We start from the raw sequence: 14,277 nt of genomic DNA on the forward strand, positions 1-14,277 counted from the left end.
ACGCTGCCACAGTAGCGCTGGTCAACATAAGGAGCGACCCATGGAAAGACAAAAAGGATTTACTCTCATCGAGCTAATGGTGGTCATCGGCATCGTTGCCATTCTTAGCGCCACCGGCATTCCGGCCTACCAGAACTACCTGCGTAAAGCCGCGCTGACTGACATGCTGCAAACCTTCCTGCCCTACCGTACCGCAGTCGAACTCTGCGCCCTGGATCATGGTGGAACGGACAGCTGCGATGCCAGCGTCAACGGTATTCCCTCCCCTGCCACCACTCGCTATGTCTCTGCCATGAGCATCGCCAAAGGCACGATTACCCTGACCGGCCAGGAGAGCCTGAATGGTCTGGAGGTGGTGATGACCCCGGTCTGGGATAGCAGCAACGGTATCACCGGCTGGACACGCGTCTGCACCGTTGGCGAAGACAGCGCGCTTAAGCAGGCCTGCGAAGATGTGTTCCGCTTTAGCGCCGTTGAGGAGAGCGGGCAATGAATCCAGACAAACTGATGGCGCTTTGTCAGCGCCACAATGCCCTGCTGCTGACCAGCGACACCGAGACGATAGACATTGCGGTTATCGGCACACCCGAGCCGACGATGTTAGAAGCACTGCGTTTCGCCACCCAGAAACGGGTCAACATCGAGTGCTGGACCCGCGAAAAAATGGAAAAACACCGACAAACCGCCACGCTGTCGCATCTACCCGTCATTGCTGGCGCGGCAAACTCGGCGGTTGAGATCCTCAATCGCACCCTGATTCAGGCGCTGAACCAGCGGGCCTCAGATATTCATATCGAGCCCGCCGAGGAAAGCTGGCAGATCCGACTGCGCATCGATGGCGTTCTGTATCCCCAGCAGCCGCTCTCTTCTCCCCTGGGCACCACGCTTATCGCCCGGCTGAAGGTGCTGGGCAACCTGGATATCGCTGAGCGACGACTGCCTCAGGATGGACAATTTACGGTCGAACTCACCGGCTCACCGGTGTCGTTTCGCATTGCCACGCTCCCCTGTCGCAGCGGGGAAAAGATCGTTCTGCGACTCCTGCAGCAGGAGCAACAGGCGCTTTTACTCGATCAATTGGGGATGAGTGAAACGCAGCAGCGGCTGTTTGCCAGCGCACTGCACAAACCACAAGGCCTGATACTGGTGACCGGCCCCACCGGCAGCGGCAAAACCGTGACCCTTTACAGCGCGCTGCAGGCACGCAACACGCCAGCAGTTAACATCTGCAGCGTTGAGGATCCGGTGGAAATCCCGCTGGAAGGGCTGAACCAAACCCCGGTCAATCCCCGGGCGGGCTTAACCTTTCAAAATGTACTGCGCGCGCTGCTACGCCAGGATCCGGATATCATCATGGTCGGTGAAATACGCGACGGCGAAACAGCAGAGATCGCCATGAATGCGGCACAGACCGGGCATCTGGTGCTGTCGACCCTGCACACCAATTCGACGGCAGAAACGCTGGTGCGCCTTCAGCAGATGGGGGTAGCGCACTGGATGATCGCCTCAGCCCTGTCTTTGGTTATTGCCCAGCGACTGGTACGTCGCCTTTGCCCGCACTGCCGTAAGCAGGCCCACCGGGAAGCGCCCCTGCCCGATGCGTTATGGCCCCGGCCTCTGCCACACTGGCAGCCCGCCGGTTGCGACCGTTGCTATCACGGCTTTTATGGCCGCGTGGCGATCTTTGAGGTACTGGTTATCACCCGCGAGCTGCGAACGGCCATCGCCAACGGCGCGGCCGTGGAAGAGATCGACAAGCTTGCCCGACAATCGGGCATGACCACGCTGTTTGAACATGGGTGCATGGCGGTTGAGCAGGGCAAAACTACCCTCGAAGAGCTGGTCCGGGTGCTGGGTGTACCGGATGGCCAGTAATCAACTCTGGCGCTGGCGCGCCCTCAGCCTACAGGGTGAATGCCAGCAGGGCGCACTGTGGGCGCCCGATCGAGACACCGCATCGGCTGTGCTGCGGGATAAAGACCTGTTACCGCTTGAGCTTAAGCGGGGTGCACGGCCTACCCCACGCTGGCAGCCGCAGCATCGCTATGAGGTGATTCACCAGTTGGCGACGCTGCTGCAGGCAGGGTTAACGCTGTCGGCAGGTCTGGATCTTCTGGCGCAGCAGCACCCGGCCAGACACTGGCAGGCGCTGCTGCAAAGCCTTGCCGACGATCTCAGCGCCGGGTGCGCGTTTTCAGATGCGCTGAAAAAGTGGCCGAATGTCTTTCCACCGCTCTACGTTTCAATGATGAAAACCGGGGAGCTGACGGGCAAACTCGACGAGTGCTGTCGTCAGCTGGCGCAACAGCAAAAAACGCAGCAGCAGCTTAGTGCGAAGGTAAAAAAGGCACTGCGCTATCCGGTCATTATTCTCACGCTGGCCGTTGCCGTGGTGCTGGCTATGGTGACGCTGGTGCTGCCGGAGTTTGCCGGGATCTATAAAACCTTCAATACGCCCTTACCGGCCCTGACCCAGGCCGTGATGGGGATAGCGAGTTTTCTCCAGGAGCGGGGCGTGGCGCTGGTGCTGTTCCTGCTGGTTACCGTGATGGGTCTGCTTACTGTACGCCGTCATCGTCGATGGCGCGTTGCCACTCAGCGCCTGATGCTGCGCTGCCCGATAATCGGCTCACTCGCGCGCGGGCAAAAATTAAGTCAGATCTTTACCGTGCTGTCGCTGACGCAGCAGGCGGGTATTGCTTTTTTGCAGGGGCTGGAAAGCACTGAAGAGACGCTGGAGTGCCCTTTCTGGAAGGAAAAATTACAGGCGATTCATCAGCGCGTGACGCAGGGGTCGCCCATCTGGTCAGCCCTGAATGATGCCCAGGTATTCACACCGCTGTGCATTCAGTTGGTACGTACCGGCGAAGCTTCGGGCGCGCTGGACACGATGTTGCGTAATCTGGCACAGCATCATAATGAACAAACCTTTCAGCAGGCGGATAATCTGGCCTCGCTGCTGGAACCGTTGCTGTTGATCGTCACGGGGGTCATTATCGGTACGCTGGTGGTGGCGATGTACCTGCCCATTTTCCACCTGGGGGATGCGATGGGGGCGGGATAACGCTGGCGCGTGAGAGCGCCAGCGAGAGAGGCTTACAGGCTATTGAAAACGCGGTTTTCCTGTTCCTGCACGCGGATAAAGGTTGTGCGCTTGGTCAGCTCTTTCAGGCGTTCAGCACCCACGTAGGTGCACGCAGAACGCAGGCCACCGAGGATGTCACGCGCGGTTAGATCAACCGGGCCGCGCAGTGGCAGTTTCACGGTTTTACCTTCTGCGGCGCGATACTGGGCAACACCACCGACGTGACGGTTCATCGCAGACTCAGAGCTCATGCCGTAGAACAGCATGAATTTCTCGCCGTTTTCTTCCACTACGGTACCGCCGCTCTCTTCGTGACCTGCCAGCATACCGCCGAGCATCACGAAGTCAGCGCCGCCGCCGAAGGCTTTCGCTACGTCACCTGGCATGGTGCAACCGCCGTCGCTGACGATCTGACCGCCAAGACCGTGGGCGGCATCGGCACACTCAATGACAGCAGACAGTTGCGGGTAACCCACGCCCGTTTTAACACGCGTGGTGCACACGGAGCCTGGGCCGATACCCACTTTGACAATATCGGCGCCGGAGAGGATCAGCTCTTCACACATCTCACCTGTCACCACGTTACCGGCGATAATGGTTTTGGTCGGCCAGGCTTGACGCGCTTTGCTGACAAAACGGACGAAGTGTTCGGAGTAACCGTTCGCCACGTCAATGCAGAGGAAATTAAGCGCCGGGTTCGCCGCCAGGATCTGTTTCGTTTTCTCAAAATCAGCGTCGGAGGTACCCGTAGAGACCATCACATGCTTTAACACTTCAGCAGGGGCAGATGCGACAAATGCATTCCACTCTTCCACGCTATAGTGTTTATGCACTGCCGTCAGGATCTCAAAGCTTGCCAGCGCGGTCGCCATCGCGAAGGTCCCGACGGAGTCCATATTGGCTGCGATGATCGGCACGCCAGACCAGGTCTGACCGGAATGCTTAAAGGTAAATTGACGTTCGAGCTCAACGTCAGAGCGACTTTTCAGAGTGGAACGTTTAGGGCGGATAAGAACGTCTTTGAAACCTAACTTCAGATCTTCTTCGATACGCATTTGCAGATTCCTGGGGTACTGGGGTAAATGTCGAAAAACGAAACACACAACTCCAGTGACGTTATCATACGCACTAATCGTTGCTCCGCAAGACTGCGAAAATCACTTTTTTTACGCTACAATCCTATAAATTTACCTGAGCAAAGCCAGGTAAAAAGCGTCAACGATTATCTGTTATATGAATTCAATTTAAGCGGCTGATTTTGATAATGAATATTTCCCAGGATTTAATTTAATGGGGTATACCGTCGCGTTAACGGGCGGCATCGGAAGTGGCAAAAGCACCGTCGCCGACACATTTTCTCGTCTGGGCGTCAACGTTATTGATGCCGATATCATTGCCCGACAGGTGGTAGAACCCGGCACACCCGCACTGCGTGCTATCGCCGAACATTTCGGCGGTGAACTCATCGGGCCCGAGGGCACCCTTAATCGCCGAAAGCTGCGCGAACGTATTTTTGCTCATCCTGAAGAAAAAGCCTGGCTTAACGCCCTGCTCCACCCGCTGATCCAGCAGGAGACCCAGAGGCAGATGCGGGAAGCGACCTCACCGTATGTCCTGTGGGTTGTACCGCTGCTGGTGGAAAATCAGCTACATAAAAAAGCCGATCGGGTTCTGGTGGTCGATGTCTCTGTAGACACCCAAATTCAGCGCACCATGGCACGCGATAACGTCGCACGCGAACATGCCGAACAAATTCTTGCCGCGCAGGCCACGCGTGAAGCGCGCCTGGCCGTCGCGGATGATGTTATTGATAATAATGGCGCACCGGATGCCATTGCATCGGATGTTGCTCGTCTGCATCAGCAATACCTGGCGTATGCTGCTCAGGCCGTTTTACAGGAAAACCATAATGTACACCCACGTTCTTTTTGAGCATCCCCTCAACGAAAAAATGCGTACCTGGCTGCGTATTGAGTTTTTAATTCAGCAGCTTTCCAGCCAGCTTCCGGTTCACGACCACACCACTGCCCTGCATTTTTTCCGTAACGTAGGCGACCTTCTGGATGTGTTAGAGCGTGGCGAAGTGCGGACTGAACTGCTGAAAGAGCTGGAACGCCAGCAGCGTAAATTACAGGCCTGGGCGGAGGTGCCCGGCGTAGACAACAGCCGTATCGACGCCCTGCGCCAGCAGCTGAAACAGAGCAGCGGAATTCTGATGGCCGCGCCGCGCGTGGGCCAGTTTCTGCGTGAAGACCGTCTGGTGGCGCTGGTCCGCCAGCGCCTGAGCATTCCCGGCGGCTGCTGCAGCTTCGATTTGCCGACTCTGCATATCTGGCTGCATATGCCGCAGGAGCAGCGCGACACTCAGGTACAGGGCTGGATTGATAGCCTTGAGCCAGTGCATCAGGCGCTGTCGTTGATCCTCGATCTGATCCGCAACTCTGCACCGTTTCGTAAGCAAACCAGCCTGAACGGCTTTTACCAGGACAATGGCGACGATGCCGACCTGCTGCGCTTACAGCTGCGCCTCGCCGATCAGCTTTATCCGCAAATTTCCGGGCACAAGAGCCGCTTTGCGATTCGTTTTATGCCGCTCGACAGTGAAAATGGCCTCGTGCCTGAACGCCTCGACTTTGAACTGGCGTGTTGTTAAGGAGCCATGATGTCTGATATTACCAGCGTAAACTGCCCCACCTGCGGGAAGCCCGTCATCTGGGGCGAACAAAGCCCGTTTCGTCCTTTCTGCTGCAAACGCTGCCAGCTGATCGATCTTGGCGAATGGGCTGCAGAAGAGAAACGCATTCCCAGCGCAGGCGATCTGTCTGACAGCGACGACTGGAGCGAAGAGCAGCAGTAAGGTCACGATGGCCTGCCGGTACGTCGACAGGCAGGCCCGTTAATTCTGCACTAAGCGGGCAATAATGGGTTCATTTGCCGGCGGGAACTTATCCGCATCCTCCGCACTCAGCGTAACCCAGTTGCCTGGCTGCCCTTCTCTCCCCCACGGCTCGCCTTCCCAGCTTTCGACCAGCCAGAACCACAGGGTGATGTGGCGATCGGGAAAGGTATATTCCAGCTTATCAAATAGCGTTGCACCCAGCGGGGTGATCCCCACCTCTTCCTGGAGTTCACGGGTCAGCGCCTGCTCCGGCGTTTCGCCTGACTCGATCTTACCGCCAGGGAATTCCCACTTGTTGGCCATATGGGCATCGGCCGCGCGCTGGGTGATGAAGAATTGATTGTGTGAATTGCGGATAATCCCGACAGCGATTTGCAGTATTTTCATTGTGTTACGTCCATAAAAAAGGCGCAGATATCTGCGCCTTTTCAGTGTGTTAAATGCTTAGCTCAGACGGCCATGGCACTGTTTATATTTTTTACCGGAACCACACGGGCACGGATCGTTACGCCCAACCTTACGATCGCCGGACTGCTCGGCAATAGCGGCTGCCGCTGCGGCTTCGTCGTCCTGATGGCTGAGCTGTTGCATCTGTGCCAGACGTTCGGCTTCTTCACGACGCTGCTGCTCCATCTCTTCAACTTCTTCCGGCATGCGCACCTGCACCTTGCTCAGGGTACTGATCACTTCGTATTTCAGTGATTCCAGCATTGAGGCAAACATCGCAAAGGATTCACGTTTGTACTCCTGCTTCGGATCTTTTTGCGCATAGCCGCGCAGATGGATCCCCTGACGCAGGTAATCCATTGCCGCCAGGTGCTCTTTCCACAGGGAGTCCAGCGTTTGCAGCATCACGCCTTTTTCGAAGTGGCGCATCATCTCTGCACCCACCACTTCTTCTTTACGCTTGTAGACTTCCAGCGCGTTGGCGAAGATACGTTCACGCAGCGTCTCTTCATGCAGCTCTGGCTCTTTATCCAGCCACTCCTGAATTGGCAGCTCGAGGTCAAAGTCATTTTTCAGACGCGCCTGCAGACCCTCGATATCCCACATCTCTTCCAGCGACTGCGGTGGAATGTGTCCATCAATTGTCGCTTTAAAGACGTCTTCACGAATGCTGTTAATGGTTTCGCTTACGTCGGATACGTCCAGCAATTCGTTACGCTGGGTATAGATGGCGCGACGCTGATCGTTCGCCACATCATCGTATTCCAGCAGTTGCTTACGAATATCAAAGTTACGGCTTTCAACTTTACGCTGTGCGTTAGCGATAGCCTTGGTCACCCACGGGTGTTCAATCGCTTCGCCCGGTTTCATGCCCAGCTTACGCATCATGCCTGACACACGGTCGGAGGCAAAAATACGCATCAGCGCATCTTCCATCGACAGGTAGAAGCGAGATGAACCGGCATCACCCTGACGACCCGCACGGCCGCGCAGCTGGTTATCGATACGACGAGATTCGTGACGTTCAGTACCGATGATATGCAGACCACCTGCAGCCAGCACTGCATCATGACGAATCTGCCACTCAGCTTTAATCTGCGCGACCTGCTCCGGCGTTGGGTTTTCCAGCTCGGCCAGTTCAGCCTGCCAGCTGCCGCCCAGCATAATATCAGTACCACGACCGGCCATGTTGGTGGCGATAGTCACAGCTGACGGATAGCCCGCCTGGGCAACGATGTCCGCTTCTTTGGCGTGGAACTTGGCGTTCAGTACGTTGTGTTTGATACCGGCTTTGGTCAGTTCATCGGAGACCACTTCTGATTTTTCAATCGAAATCGTCCCCACCAGCACCGGCTGACCCGCAGCGGTACGATCGCGGATATCTTCAATGATAGCCTGAATTTTTTCTGCTTCGGTCATGTAAACCAGATCCGGCATGTCTTTACGGATCATCGGACGGTTGGTCGGCACCACAACGGTATCCAGCTTGTAGATAGAGCTGAATTCGAAGGCTTCCGTATCCGCCGTACCGGTCATCCCCGCCAGCTTCTCGTACAGACGGAAGTAGTTCTGGAAGGTAATGGACGCCAGCGTCTGGTTCTCATTCTGGATGTCGACTTGCTCTTTTGCTTCGACGGCCTGATGCAGGCCATCGGACCAGCGACGACCCTGCATGGTACGACCGGTGTGTTCGTCAACGATAATGACTTCGCCATCTTTGACGATGTAATCAACATCACGGGTAAACAGCACGTGCGCGCGCAGGGCAGCAGTGACGTGGTGCATCAGCATAATGTTAGTCGGGGAGTAGAGTGACTCGCCTTCGTCCATAATGCCCTGATTCACCAGCAGCTCTTCGATCTGAACCAGACCGCGTTCGGTCAGGTTAACCTGACGCGCTTTTTCGTCCACGGAGAAGTGGCCTTCACCCTGGAAAGTATCGGAGTCTTCTTTTTCCTGACGAATCAGGTGTGGAATGATTTTGTCGACTTTGCGATACATCTCGGAGCTGTCTTCAGCCGGGCCGGAGATGATCAGCGGCGTACGCGCTTCATCGATCAGGATGGAGTCCACCTCATCCACCAGCGCATAGTGCAGTTTACGCTGGACGCGCTCTTCCGGGCTAAATGCCATGTTATCGCGCAGGTAGTCGAAGCCGTATTCGTTGTTAGTGCCGTAGGTGATATCCGCGCCGTAGGCTTCACGTTTTGCCGGTGCAGGCAGACCGGACATGTTGATCCCGACGCTCATGCCGAGGAATTCGAACAGCGGGCGGTTATTTTCGGCATCACGCTGTGCCAGATAGTCGTTGACGGTCACGACGTGAACGCCTTTCCCGGACAGAGCATTCAGATAAGCTGGCAGGGTTGCGGTCAGGGTTTTACCTTCACCGGTACGCATCTCTGCGATGCAGCGATCGTTCAGCACCATGCCGCCCAGCAGCTGCACGTCAAAGTGACGCATATTGAATACGCGCTTACTCGCCTCACGAACAACGGCGAACGCTTCCGGGATCAGGCTTTCAACGGTTGCGCCTTTCTCAAGACGGGCACGGAATTCGACGGTTTTCGCTTTCAGCTCGTCATCGGAGAGTTTTTCCATCTCCGGTTCCATGGCATTGATCACCGTGACAGCTTTGCGCATACGGCGCAGGGTACGATCGTTACGACTACCGAAAACTTTAGTTAATAATTTGATTAGCATAATAAATTCTCAAACGCCCCATCATGGGCAGTTAAATTAAGGTACTGAAAAGGGTTAATTTAGCTGAGGCGTTGAGGTCCGGCACGGATACCCTGTACCTGGCTAATCCAGGCGGATACTGAAAAGGCGGGTTGCGGTTCAAACGTGGCAACGGTGATCTGGCGAACGATCGCCGGCGGTTTGCTCTGCAGGGTTAACAGCGTGTTGAGCGTATCGAGCAGGGCAAGATGGTGCGCCTGAACCGGCAGAGATTCTTCGACGGCAGGCAACGCCTGCGGTGCCATCGCGAAAGAGAGATGACGAATAACCGTGCGAATCGCATGCTGGTGCCAGTAATCCACCGTAAAGTTCGGGCGGCGTTTTGCTTCCAGAAGTGCAAGGTTGGTGAAATTGACCCGCGTGGTTAAATCGTGCCGGGTGGTGCTGGCTTTTGCAGGGGTAGCAGCTTCGGCGTTACTGCTGAGCGCGGGCAAGCCGAAGCTCGCCGCGACCATCCCCAAAAGGAGATGCGGCCAGAAGTAACGTCTGCCAAATTGTCGCCAGCGCGTCAGAATTCCGCTCAATTGCCCCACCACGATAGGTCAGCCTTCAGGCTCACCGAATGATTTTATTTATTTTCGCGCCCAGATAGTACCACTAAAGCCACTGCGCAGCAGCAGTATTGAGACGCGGAGGAGGTTAAAAATCGCGAAGAAATCAGCAAACATGCGATTGACTGCAGCAATTTCGGAGGGAAAAAAACAAAAACGACTGGTCTTCCTGGCCGGAGAGAGTGCCAGGTCAACCAGTCGCATTGATATAACGGAAGTACCGTTACGCCAGGACCGTTTTCGGAGCTTTGAATGCCAGAGGCAGTTCTGCTTCGTCTTCGAAGGTCACAAATTCCCAGGCTTCCTGTTTTGCCAGAACAGCCTGCAGCAATTTGTTATTCAGCGCATGACCGGATTTGAACGCGGTAAATGCACCAATAATATTGTGACCACACATAAACAGGTCGCCGATCGCATCCAGCATTTTGTGACGAACGAATTCATCTTCAAAACGCAGGCCGTCTTCGTTCAGTACGCGATAATCGTCAACAACGATGGCACAATCGAAGCTGCCGCCCAGGCACAAGCCGCGGGACTGCAGATATTCGATATCACGCATGAAACCGAAAGTACGGGCACGACTGATCTGACGCATAAACGCATCAGCAGAGAAGTTCATCGCATAGCGCTGGGTGCTGGCGTCAATCGCCGGATGGTTAAAGTCGATGGTAAAGTCCAACGAAAAACCATTAAACGGCTTGAACTCAGCCCACTTGTCGCCATCCTGAACGCGAACCGTCTCTTTGATACGCACGAATTTCTTCGCGCAGTTCAATTCTTCGATGCCGGCATCCAGCAACAAATAAACAAACGGTGCAGCGCTGCCATCCATGATCGGGATTTCTGGCGCATCGACTTCAATAACAATGTTGTCGATCCCCAGACCCGCCAGAGCGGCATTCAGGTGTTCTACGGTAGAAATCCGTACGTCATGCTCATTGACCAGGCAAGTACAGAGCATAGTATCACGCACAGATTTGGCATCAGCCGGGAAATCTACCGGTGGATTCAAGTCGGTGCGACGATAGATGACCCCGGTATTGGCCGACGCAGGGCGCAACGTCAGTGTGACTTTTTTGCCGGTATGTAAACCGACGCCAGTCGCCTGAACGATACGTTTTAATGTCCTTTGTTTGATCATCGTATAATCTCGCCAAATTACTTATCCAACCGAGAGTGTATATCACTATCGGCAGGCCAGTTTAGCACAAAGAGCGTAAATGCCCTAATTCCAGTCAATTCTTAGTCAGCTTGCTTACGCAGGAACGCTGGAATATCTAGATAATCAGGCTCTTTTTGGGTCTGCGGTGTACTGTCGTTCACCACTTTCGCCGCCGGTTTTTGCTCCTGCGTCAGCGGCGACATGCCGTGCTGCGGGTAGCGGTCCATGACAGGCTGCTGTGCAGGCTTGTTGGTGACCAAAGTGATCTCAGGACGTTTGTCCATGCCGATACCGGTCGCAACAACGGTCACGCGCAGTTCATCATTCATTTCTGGGTCAAGTGAGGTACCAATTACCACGGTTGCATTATCAGATGCAAACGCACGGATGGTGTTACCCACGGTTTCAAATTCATCCAGACGCAGGTCGAAGCCCGCAGTGATGTTAACCAGCACGCCGCGCGCGCCAGACAGATCGATATCTTCCAGCAGCGGAGAAGAGATAGCCATTTCAGCCGCTTCTTCTGCACGGTCTTCGCCTTTCGCCACGCCGGAACCCATCATCGCGTAGCCCATTTCGGACATCACTGTGCGCACGTCAGCAAAGTCGACGTTCATCAGACCCGGACGGGTGATCAGTTCTGCGATACCCTGTACAGCGCCTTTTAAGACATCGTTCGCGGCGCCAAAAGCGTCCAGCAGAGAGATGCCACGGCCCAGCACTTTCAGCAGCTTGTCGTTCGGGATGGTAATCAGCGAGTCCACGTGTTTGGACAGCTCGGTGATACCCTGCTCCGCGAATGCCATACGCTTCTTGCCTTCAAAGTTGAAAGGCTTCGTCACGACAGCAACGGTCAGGATACCTAAATCTTTAGCGACTTCAGCAACCACTGGCGCAGCACCCGTGCCGGTACCCCCGCCCATGCCTGCAGCGATAAACACCATGTCTGCACCATCCAGCGCAGCGCGCAGCGCTTCGCGGTCTTCTTCTGCTGCATTACGGCCGACTTCAGGGTTTGCCCCAGCGCCAAGACCTTTCGTAATGCCACCACCGATTTGGATCGTCTGGCCAACGGCCGTTTTACGCAGCGCCTGTGCGTCGGTGTTGACTGCAAAGAATTCAACACCTTCAATGCGCTCGCGCACCATATGCTCTACAGCATTACCGCCGCCGCCACCGACGCCGATGACTTTAATCACCGCGTCGTTGGTCAGTTCCATAGGTTCAAACATAGTTTCTCTCCGTTTTGTGCCTGTCGCCTGAAACCGTAAATGTTCACCGGTCTCTTACTAAAATTAAAATTCTTTTCGCAGCCAGGTGTTGATTCGTTTGATCCACGAACCGACTGACACGCGTTTTTCTACTTCTGCTTCACCACTGAGGTGGGTCTCCTTCCCGTAGTGAAGCAAGCCCACGGCCGTCGAATAATACGGCTCCTGAGCATAATCCGTCAGACCGGTGATGTTCAACGGGGCGCCAATTCGCACCTGCGTATGGAACACGCGCTGCGCACAGGCTGCAAGACCTTCAATTTGCGCTGCACCGCCGGTTAACACAATTCCCGCCGCAAGATGATGTTTCACGCCCTGCTGGCGAAGCTGTTCCTGTAATTGCAAAATCTCTTCGTTGACCAGGTTAAGCAGCTCGGTATAACGCGGCTCAATGACCTCGGCCAGTGTCTGGCGCTGCAGGCTGCGCGGCGGACGACCGCCAACGCTCGGCACTTCAACGCTCTCATCTTTGCCCACAATGGAGCCTAATGCACAGCCGTGACGCACCTTAATGGCTTCTGCATCACTTGGCGGAGTGCCAAAGGCATAAGCGATATCGCTGGTGACCACATTCCCGGCATAAGGGATTACTTTGGTATGGCGCAGCGCGCCACCCGTGTAGACGGCGATGTCCATAGTACCACCACCGATATCCACCACACAGACACCCAGCTCACGTTCGTCCTCAGTTAGCACGGAATAACTCGCGGCCAGACCGGCGAAGATAAGTTGGTCAACTTTCAGACCACAACGTTCAACCGCTTTGACGATGTTTTTCGCCATATCGTTGTGACATGTGATCAAGTGCACTTTTGCCTGCATACGCACGCCGGAAAGTCCGACAGGATTTTTGATGCCTTCCTGATAGTCGATGGCATATTCCTGTGGGATTACGTGCAGAACGCGATGTTCATCGCGTACGCGTACCGACTTCGCCGTATGCACCACGTTTTCGACGTCTTCCTGCGAAACTTCTTCTTCTGAGATCGGCACCATCCCGATCTCATTCTGGCAGCTAATGTGCTTGCCAGAGAGCGCCAGATACACGGAGGAAATCTGGCAATCTGCCATCAATTCAGCCTGGTCGATGGCGCGCTGCACGCATTTCACCACCGACTCGAGGTCGTTTACCCCACCTTTATCCATACCACGAGACGGGCAACTGCCCACACCAATGATATTGACCATACCGTCGGGCAGAACTTCCCCTACTAAAGCGGCAACCTTCGCGGTGCCAATCTCCAGTCCAACTACCAGTTTTCTGTCCGTCGCCTTGATCATTGTTGTTCTGCCTGTACCTGTGCCTGATTCTGTTGCTGATTAGGTTCCTCAACCGGTGCCGGGATCCACCCGACCGATGCGCCTGAGTCATAGCGCAAATCAACGTAGCTTATCCGTTTGCCTTCGGCCTGAGCGTGCTGCTGCAGAACCGGATAGAGTTCTACAAAACGTCCCAGGCGCTTCATCGTGTCACCGCGACCAAGATTCAGCTTAATGTCGTTCGTTAGCGTCAACTGCCATGAACGACGCGCCGTCATCGCCGCTTCTTTTAAGTTAAAGCGATCTTTCGCCAGAACCTGCCCCATGGTGCGAAAACCGTCTAACACTTCGTTTTCGCTACCTTCCGGGCCATACAACAGAGGTAAATTATTCTTGCTGACACGATCGGCGGGAACGCTGAAGGAATTTCCATCTACGTCAACCATATGCTGATCATTCCAACGTGCAATGGGTACATATTCAACCAGATGAATCTTCAATTCATCGGGCCACTGCTTTCTGACGCTTGCCTGCTTAATCCACGGCAGACGTTCGATTTGACTCTGGATGATATTCACATCTTGCGTCATAAACGTACCCGGCGAGCCTAACGCCAGAATCGACTGACGGATATCATCGTTGCGCGTGTAGTGGCGGTCGCCCGTGACGACCAGCTTCGACAGAGGCAGACGTTGTGCATCTTCCATCCAGCCGAGCACCATCCAGCCGCTGACAAACACGGTACACAGCACGGCGAGCAGGAAGGTAATCCCTGCAAGACGCGTTCCATTGCTCCGCCGTGAAGAATATTCTTCTTCCTCTTCCTCGCGGTTTCGCGTGTTCAGCGCAGCCTGAGACAT

Annotated in this window: 14 protein-coding genes; 6 read left to right on the plus strand and 8 right to left on the minus strand. The window is 55.1% G+C overall.

Annotation, left to right across the window (positions count from 1 at the left end):
* The first annotated feature begins 40 nt into the window (after window positions 1–40).
* The 3 genes from ppdD to hofC are packed head-to-tail and all read left to right on the plus strand — an operon-like array spanning window position 41 to window position 3,064.
* A complete protein-coding gene (gene ppdD / locus M8014_RS10605; protein WP_271282434.1) occupies window positions 41–493 on the plus strand; it encodes a prepilin peptidase-dependent pilin in 453 nt (150 codons plus the stop codon).
* On the plus strand, window positions 490–1,875 hold the full coding sequence (gspE, locus tag M8014_RS10610) for a type II secretion system protein GspE (RefSeq protein ID WP_271282435.1): 1,386 nt from the start codon (window positions 490–492) through the stop codon (window positions 1,873–1,875). Before ppdD ends, gspE begins: the two co-directional genes overlap by 4 nt.
* Window positions 1,865–3,064: a protein transport protein HofC gene (gene hofC, locus M8014_RS10615; protein WP_271282436.1), complete on the plus strand. Its 1,200-nt coding sequence runs from the start codon at window positions 1,865–1,867 to the stop codon at window positions 3,062–3,064. The genes gspE and hofC overlap by 11 nt, the downstream gene beginning before the upstream one ends.
* A 32-nt stretch (window positions 3,065–3,096) precedes the next feature.
* Here hofC and M8014_RS10620 read toward each other — a convergent pair whose 3' ends face one another.
* A complete protein-coding gene (locus M8014_RS10620) occupies window positions 3,097–4,140 on the minus strand; it encodes a GMP reductase (protein WP_271282437.1) in 1,044 nt (347 codons plus the stop codon).
* 235 nt (window positions 4,141–4,375) lie between these two features.
* Between M8014_RS10620 and coaE the strand changes: the two genes are divergently transcribed.
* From coaE to yacG, 3 genes are read left to right on the plus strand one after another with little or no spacing between them, the layout of a single operon-like run.
* A complete protein-coding gene (coaE, locus tag M8014_RS10625) occupies window positions 4,376–5,017 on the plus strand; it encodes a dephospho-CoA kinase (protein ID WP_271282438.1) in 642 nt (213 codons plus the stop codon).
* The gene (gene zapD, locus M8014_RS10630) at window positions 4,995–5,738 is read left to right on the plus strand and encodes a cell division protein ZapD (RefSeq protein WP_271282439.1); all 744 of its coding nucleotides are present in this window, start codon (window positions 4,995–4,997) and stop codon (window positions 5,736–5,738) included. Before coaE ends, zapD begins: the two co-directional genes overlap by 23 nt.
* 9 nt (window positions 5,739–5,747) lie before the next feature.
* A complete protein-coding gene (yacG, locus tag M8014_RS10635) occupies window positions 5,748–5,942 on the plus strand; it encodes a DNA gyrase inhibitor YacG (protein ID WP_271282440.1) in 195 nt (64 codons plus the stop codon).
* Window positions 5,943–5,981: 39 nt separating this feature from the next.
* Here yacG and mutT read toward each other — a convergent pair whose 3' ends face one another.
* The 7 genes from mutT to ftsQ all read right to left on the minus strand — a co-directional run bounded on the left by mutT (window position 5,982) and on the right by ftsQ (window position 14,277).
* On the minus strand, window positions 5,982–6,371 hold the full coding sequence (gene mutT, locus M8014_RS10640; RefSeq protein ID WP_271282441.1) for an 8-oxo-dGTP diphosphatase MutT: 390 nt from the start codon (window positions 6,369–6,371) through the stop codon (window positions 5,982–5,984).
* A 57-nt stretch (window positions 6,372–6,428) separates the two neighbouring features.
* A complete protein-coding gene (gene secA / locus M8014_RS10645) occupies window positions 6,429–9,134 on the minus strand; it encodes a preprotein translocase subunit SecA (RefSeq protein WP_271282442.1) in 2,706 nt (901 codons plus the stop codon).
* Between the two features lie 59 nt (window positions 9,135–9,193).
* Window positions 9,194–9,697, minus strand: a complete 504-nt coding sequence (gene secM / locus M8014_RS10650; protein WP_271282443.1) for a secA translation cis-regulator SecM — start codon at window positions 9,695–9,697, stop codon at window positions 9,194–9,196.
* A gap of 250 nt (window positions 9,698–9,947) precedes the next feature.
* On the minus strand, window positions 9,948–10,865 hold the full coding sequence (gene lpxC / locus M8014_RS10655; protein WP_271282444.1) for a UDP-3-O-acyl-N-acetylglucosamine deacetylase: 918 nt from the start codon (window positions 10,863–10,865) through the stop codon (window positions 9,948–9,950).
* A gap of 101 nt (window positions 10,866–10,966) precedes the next feature.
* The gene (ftsZ, locus tag M8014_RS10660) at window positions 10,967–12,118 is read right to left on the minus strand and encodes a cell division protein FtsZ (RefSeq protein ID WP_271266705.1); all 1,152 of its coding nucleotides are present in this window, start codon (window positions 12,116–12,118) and stop codon (window positions 10,967–10,969) included.
* A gap of 63 nt (window positions 12,119–12,181) precedes the next feature.
* Window positions 12,182–13,438 carry a cell division protein FtsA gene (gene ftsA / locus M8014_RS10665; protein WP_271266704.1) on the minus strand — a complete coding sequence of 419 codons (1,257 nt, stop codon included), beginning with the start codon at window positions 13,436–13,438 and terminating at the stop codon, window positions 12,182–12,184.
* Window positions 13,435–14,277, minus strand: coding sequence for a cell division protein FtsQ (gene ftsQ, locus M8014_RS10670; protein ID WP_271282445.1), 843 nt, complete (start codon window positions 14,275–14,277; stop codon window positions 13,435–13,437). Before ftsQ ends, ftsA begins: the two co-directional genes overlap by 4 nt.

This window comes from Silvania hatchlandensis, assembly GCF_025564065.1.
GTDB classification, from domain to species: Bacteria; Pseudomonadota; Gammaproteobacteria; order Enterobacterales; family Enterobacteriaceae; genus Enterobacter; species Enterobacter hatchlandensis.

Coding starts and splice junctions, on each gene's coding strand:
- ppdD (WP_271282434.1), top strand. CDS start 41: ATGGAAAGACAAAAAGGATTTACTCTCATCGAGCTAATGGTGGTCATC.
- gspE (WP_271282435.1), top strand. CDS start 490: ATGAATCCAGACAAACTGATGGCGCTTTGTCAGCGCCACAATGCCCTG.
- hofC (WP_271282436.1), top strand. CDS start 1,865: ATGGCCAGTAATCAACTCTGGCGCTGGCGCGCCCTCAGCCTACAGGGT.
- M8014_RS10620 (WP_271282437.1), bottom strand. CDS start 4,140: ATGCGTATCGAAGAAGATCTGAAGTTAGGTTTCAAAGACGTTCTTATC.
- coaE (WP_271282438.1), top strand. CDS start 4,376: ATGGGGTATACCGTCGCGTTAACGGGCGGCATCGGAAGTGGCAAAAGC.
- zapD (WP_271282439.1), top strand. CDS start 4,995: ATGTACACCCACGTTCTTTTTGAGCATCCCCTCAACGAAAAAATGCGT.
- yacG (WP_271282440.1), top strand. CDS start 5,748: ATGTCTGATATTACCAGCGTAAACTGCCCCACCTGCGGGAAGCCCGTC.
- mutT (WP_271282441.1), bottom strand. CDS start 6,371: ATGAAAATACTGCAAATCGCTGTCGGGATTATCCGCAATTCACACAAT.
- secA (WP_271282442.1), bottom strand. CDS start 9,134: ATGCTAATCAAATTATTAACTAAAGTTTTCGGTAGTCGTAACGATCGT.
- lpxC (WP_271282444.1), bottom strand. CDS start 10,865: ATGATCAAACAAAGGACATTAAAACGTATCGTTCAGGCGACTGGCGTC.
- ftsZ (WP_271266705.1), bottom strand. CDS start 12,118: ATGTTTGAACCTATGGAACTGACCAACGACGCGGTGATTAAAGTCATC.
- ftsA (WP_271266704.1), bottom strand. CDS start 13,438: ATGATCAAGGCGACGGACAGAAAACTGGTAGTTGGACTGGAGATTGGC.
- ftsQ (WP_271282445.1), bottom strand. CDS start 14,277: ATGTCTCAGGCTGCGCTGAACACGCGAAACCGCGAGGAAGAGGAAGAA.